Source organism: Pedobacter sp. 01T416_2 (assembly GCF_056398925.1).
In genome coordinates this window covers 1-4635 of record NZ_JBFTQI010000479.1, presented here as the reverse complement: position 1 = coordinate 4635, position 4635 = coordinate 1, and the positions used below count along the sequence as shown (strand labels likewise).

Annotated in this window: 5 protein-coding genes; 4 read left to right on the top strand and 1 reads right to left on the bottom strand. The window is 40.9% G+C overall.

The window, feature by feature from the left end; genetic code table 11:
* Window positions 1-241: 241 nt before the first annotated feature.
* The 4 genes from AC1DPQ_RS18445 (at window position 242) to AC1DPQ_RS18430 (ending at window position 3609) form a co-directional block, all read left to right on the top strand.
* Window positions 242-970: a LytR/AlgR family response regulator transcription factor gene (locus AC1DPQ_RS18445; protein ID WP_477610477.1), complete on the top strand. Its 729-nt coding sequence runs from the start codon at window positions 242-244 to the stop codon at window positions 968-970.
* Between the two features lie 31 nt (window positions 971-1001).
* Window positions 1002-2294, top strand: coding sequence for a sensor histidine kinase (locus tag AC1DPQ_RS18440; protein ID WP_477579204.1), 1293 nt, complete (start codon window positions 1002-1004; stop codon window positions 2292-2294).
* 61 nt (window positions 2295-2355) lie between these two features.
* Window positions 2356-2928: a hypothetical protein gene (locus tag AC1DPQ_RS18435; RefSeq protein WP_477579203.1), complete on the top strand. Its 573-nt coding sequence runs from the start codon at window positions 2356-2358 to the stop codon at window positions 2926-2928.
* 372 nt (window positions 2929-3300) lie between these two features.
* On the top strand, window positions 3301-3609 hold the full coding sequence (locus tag AC1DPQ_RS18430) for a hypothetical protein (RefSeq protein WP_477579202.1): 309 nt from the start codon (window positions 3301-3303) through the stop codon (window positions 3607-3609).
* 192 nt (window positions 3610-3801) lie between these two features.
* Here AC1DPQ_RS18430 and AC1DPQ_RS18425 read toward each other — a convergent pair whose 3' ends face one another.
* A complete protein-coding gene (locus tag AC1DPQ_RS18425) occupies window positions 3802-4584 on the bottom strand; it encodes a PRTRC system ThiF family protein (RefSeq protein WP_477579200.1) in 783 nt (260 codons plus the stop codon).
* Window positions 4585-4635: the final 51 nt, after the last annotated feature.

The following is a 4635-nucleotide window of genomic DNA, read 5'->3' as shown; positions in this document are numbered from 1 at the left end:
CATCGAAAACGCTAAAGAAGATTTCATGATGTCAACTTTGCTCGAAATTTGCGAAGGGCTGGAAATTAGCCTAACTGAAGTAATTCAAGATCATGGAGACGGCTTTTACACAACCATGAGTGTTGATTCTTCTGATAACTAATAAATACCAATTAAAAAATCTTAATATCCTTATTATTCACCTTTAGCCATAAATAAGAAAATGAAATAAATCAAGTACACATCAAATCATCCGCAGCCTATGAAAAATAAGGTAAGATGCGTGATCATCGACGATGAGAAACACGCAATTTCGCTACTCAAAACCTACATCGGTTCAATGTCTAATCTTGAACTGTTCAAAACCTTCAACAATCCGCTCGAAGCCCTTTCAGGAATCACCGCTGAAGACGACATCGACATTATCTTCCTCGACATTGAAATGCCACATCTTTCAGGCATAGAACTTGCGAAGGAGCTCAGACCAAAAGCCAGGTCCATTATCTTTACAAGCGCCTATAACAGATCGCTTGAAGCCTTTGAAGTCAGAGCCAACCATTATCTGCTCAAACCACTTAACCTCGCCAAATTTACCCAAACGGTCATGGGTATAATAGATAACGAGCTTTCCAAATCCGACGAAGAGGGGAAAAATATCAAGTTCTTTAAGACCGGAGAAAAGGGAAAGCTGTCCAGGATCGACAAGCAAGAGATCCTGTACTTTGAAAGTGCAAAAAACTATGTCAGTATGGTTACTGCCGATAAAAAGGAGCTCGTGTATCTGACATTAAAGGAAGTTGAAAAAATTTTCTGCAAAGATCTTTTTTACAGGGTACACCGTTCACACGTAATCAATGCAGATAAAATCCAGAAGATAGTGGGCAACACCATAAATCTGGGACAAGGCTATCAGGTACAGATGGGAGGCACTTATAAAAGTGGCCTTTTGAAGTTTTTAGAAGAAAAGACTTTGTTAACCGGCCGGATATAACAGATCTTAAAATTTAACGGTCTACATTGATATGTGTCCCGGTAACGGTAATGGTGAGGCTGGTCACAGTTGGATCAGTACTCTGGAGATTTCGGTCCCCTGCCGTGCGGAAGATAAAAACTGTTTTTTTCTTCAGCCTTTTCTGCTGGTGTTTCATAGTTTATTCCCTGAAACTAGGGGCTTAAAAACACCAGAAAAAAGTTATTACACCGGGGATAATTCAGGGGTGACCAATACAATTATAGCCGTGATGAATAAGATTCTAAATTTTTTCAAAAAGCAAAAGATCCACCTGATCGGATGGACAGTCTTCATCCTATGTGAGATATTTATTGTCGGCTTTTCTACTGGTCTGTTTGGTGATACCGAAAGCTACATTATCCATTACATCATAAATATTTTGCTCTTTTATTTCTGTGCACATTGGGCCTATCCCATAATATTCAGAACCAACTTTCACTGGATATGGAAACTTCCAATAATTGGGGGCTTCACCTTTTTATGTTATCTACTTATAAATTACATTGTAGATACCAGGATTTTGAAGCACCAATCATGGAAGACTGTTCAAGAACTCGAGATGGGTCATAAATATATTCTTGGTGTGCTATATCGGGCCGCGCTATTTATGGGAAATGCAGGATTTTACTATCTGTTTCTCGTCCACCTCAAAGAGGTGAAGACCAGGGAGGCGGCAGAAAAAACCAATTTCCAGATCCAGATTTCCAAAAGGGAAATGGAAGCAAAACTTGAGCAAGCTAGAAACTCTTATCTAAAAGCACAGATCAATCCCCACTTACTTTTCAATACCCTCAGTTTTATCTACCAGGACATACTTGCCAATTCGCCAAAAGCRGCTGAAGCAGTAATGAGCTTATCCGACATCATGCGTTATAGCATAAACTGTGAATTCACAGAATCTACTGTCCCCCTGAAAGAAGAGATAGCCCAAGTAAAAAGCTTGATCCGGCTTCAGAGTACACGGTTTGAGGAGGAACTTAGCCTTACTTTTGAAATTGGAGATAACATCGACAATATAAAGTTTATTCCCCTTGTCCTGGTAACCCTTGCCGAGAACATATTTAAGCACGGAGTCGTTCTTGATCCGCAGCATCCCGCTAGGTTAGCAATTAACCAGCGCGGAGAGTTCCTAACCATACAGTCATGCAACCTACCCGATAGAAAAAGCAGGGCGAACAGCATGCACAAGGGGTTGGAAAACATACGCCAAAGACTGGAGATCGCATATGGAAAGGCTGCAACGATGGAACATGGGATTAAGGACGGATATTTTGAACTTGAGATCAAAGTGAGGACAGATTGATGTCCCATCAACAAAACGAACCATTTTACCCTGATATAACTGTATTAAAATCTATCATCATATGAAAATAATAACCATAAAAATTATCTTTATAGTTGGCTTATTTAGCTTCTTATCATCTTGGGGGCAGCTTCCGCAGACAAAAGCTGTAAACGGTCTACTTCTTACCGTTGAGGATAACCTGCTGAATGTACCGCCCAAGGGGAAATATGCAAAGGTGGCAGATAGCCTAGATAAAACCCTCATCAAGAACCCTAGTGATACCACCAGTCTTTTCTATCGCGCGCTTATATATTATACTCATAACCAGATGTTGGCAGAGCCCTATCAACACACTAAAGGTACCTTAGAAAACCTGACCAAGGCAAAAACTCAGATAGAAAAAGCAATCAAAACAGGAATGCAGGATTTTAGGGCRCGGCAGCTTAGGGCACAGATTTATAGCGAACTATGCTACCGTTTTACAAACGATGAATCCTGGATGTTCAGCAAGGTTCAGATGACATCCAGGAAAGCGTTATTTGATAACTACAAAGTTCTGGCAAACCGTTATATCGACGAGCTGTCTATGCAGGACAAAAATAATGCGTATCAATATACAAAAAGGAAGATAAGTTTTACCTATAAACTTTAAAGAATGCCTATTGGATTAAATCAGCTCTGACTTGCAAAGGGCTCGATACGAAAAAATTGTTTCTTGCTTTAAAACCGTTTAAGCCTTTTTTGCGTATAATTGTTTTGTAAGGGGTGAGAGCCTTACATCAACTTTCAGTTGAGAGCGTTAATTTAGATCGGGATAATCATTAATTTGATTATCCCTTTTTTGCCTTATAAAATGCGGGTTATGTTTTAAAGGAAAGTACCAAGCTTGCGTTTCAAATAATCAGGCTTAGCCCACCCTCCAACTATAAAGTAAAAATGATTCAGATCTCAGCTGCTCCCCCTTCACCTTACCCTGGCTGAAGCAAGATTTTTAAGTTTCAGGTTTTTTATTTATTTTGTTTACATGGAAATAAATGAGTCAAGCGGTTATGTTAAGGCGAGAGCGTTACTCCTGGCCGAATATTTCAGTCAGCGCGGATGGCTGGTAACCGCAGGAAAAAACAACTGTATACTGATTTACGTGCAAAATGAAGATATATACAATTTTACGGAAGACCAATTGATGGAGATAATATGTGAATCAGACTGGCATATAGCGGGAACAGGTTTAAAGACCAGCCCGGTTACCTACATGTTTTATCATCGGGGCGAATTTCACAAAAAGTTCGAGGTACTTTCCAGTAGTGAATATGACATCTACGACAATGATTGAATCAGTAGGTGACTCAATAAAAACAGCCAAATACTATAAAGTCTTGGTAAGTCCAACTCATTAATAGACTACATAACAACTTAGGTGCATCTTAAAAGCGGCAGTCGGTTTTTTGAAAGGGCGATGGTGCCAGGGAAAACCGCTGCCGAAAATTGGGCGGGCGAAGCCCGCCGCCGGACGATTTTGAAAAGCTTATATCAGTATCTGCTTTGAACAGAAACTGCCAAGGTTCAGAAAAAAACCACGGTTTTCTATGATGCCAACCCGCAACATCTGCCACAGAAATGATGACCCCATATTGGCCAGAACCCAATTGATAAAAAGATCCTGTTTGTTCAATGCTTCGGCAAGCGAACAGCTTGGTTCGTCATCCAGTTCTCCCCCTTTCGCCAACATCTCCCGATAATCAGCCACTAAAGAGGGCAGAACTCCAATAGTTGCAAACCTATCCGACTGGGGCTGTTTGATCGCTCCAATAGTTGAAAGTACCATTTGCCCTGACTCTCTGCTGTTACCGAAATCGAGCAGATAAATATTTTCATCCCTTTGTGTATTTTTTGGTCTGGCATGCAAGATTTCCTCAATCTCTATCCTTGCCCCAATGGTATCAACACAGCAAACGGTGATATTTGCAGTCGTATTCTTTCCCTTGGTGAAACGTTCCGGAATGGCTTTCCAGTTGGTTCCAAAAAAACGGTTGATTCGGTTGATCAGTGCCATTCCTTTATTAAGCCCGATCTCGTTCTCTGTGAACAACTGCCTCGCTAGGTTTGCAGGTTGCACCTTATCGTCATCAAACACCCGAACATGTAGTCCCGCATGGCCGAGGGCGTTAAGCGCTTGGTTAATCCGCGCAAGGGCGGTAATCATCTGACTGCCTGTCCCCCCTGCGCCAATAAGGTTTACCGAGATGGGATTTGTGGGATTCAAAAGATAGGGATGTACGATGTGTACCCGTTTTTTTTCGCTTTTCATATTAAAATATCACTAAGTTTTTGATTGGATTTTTTTAGGAGGCTTTTAGGG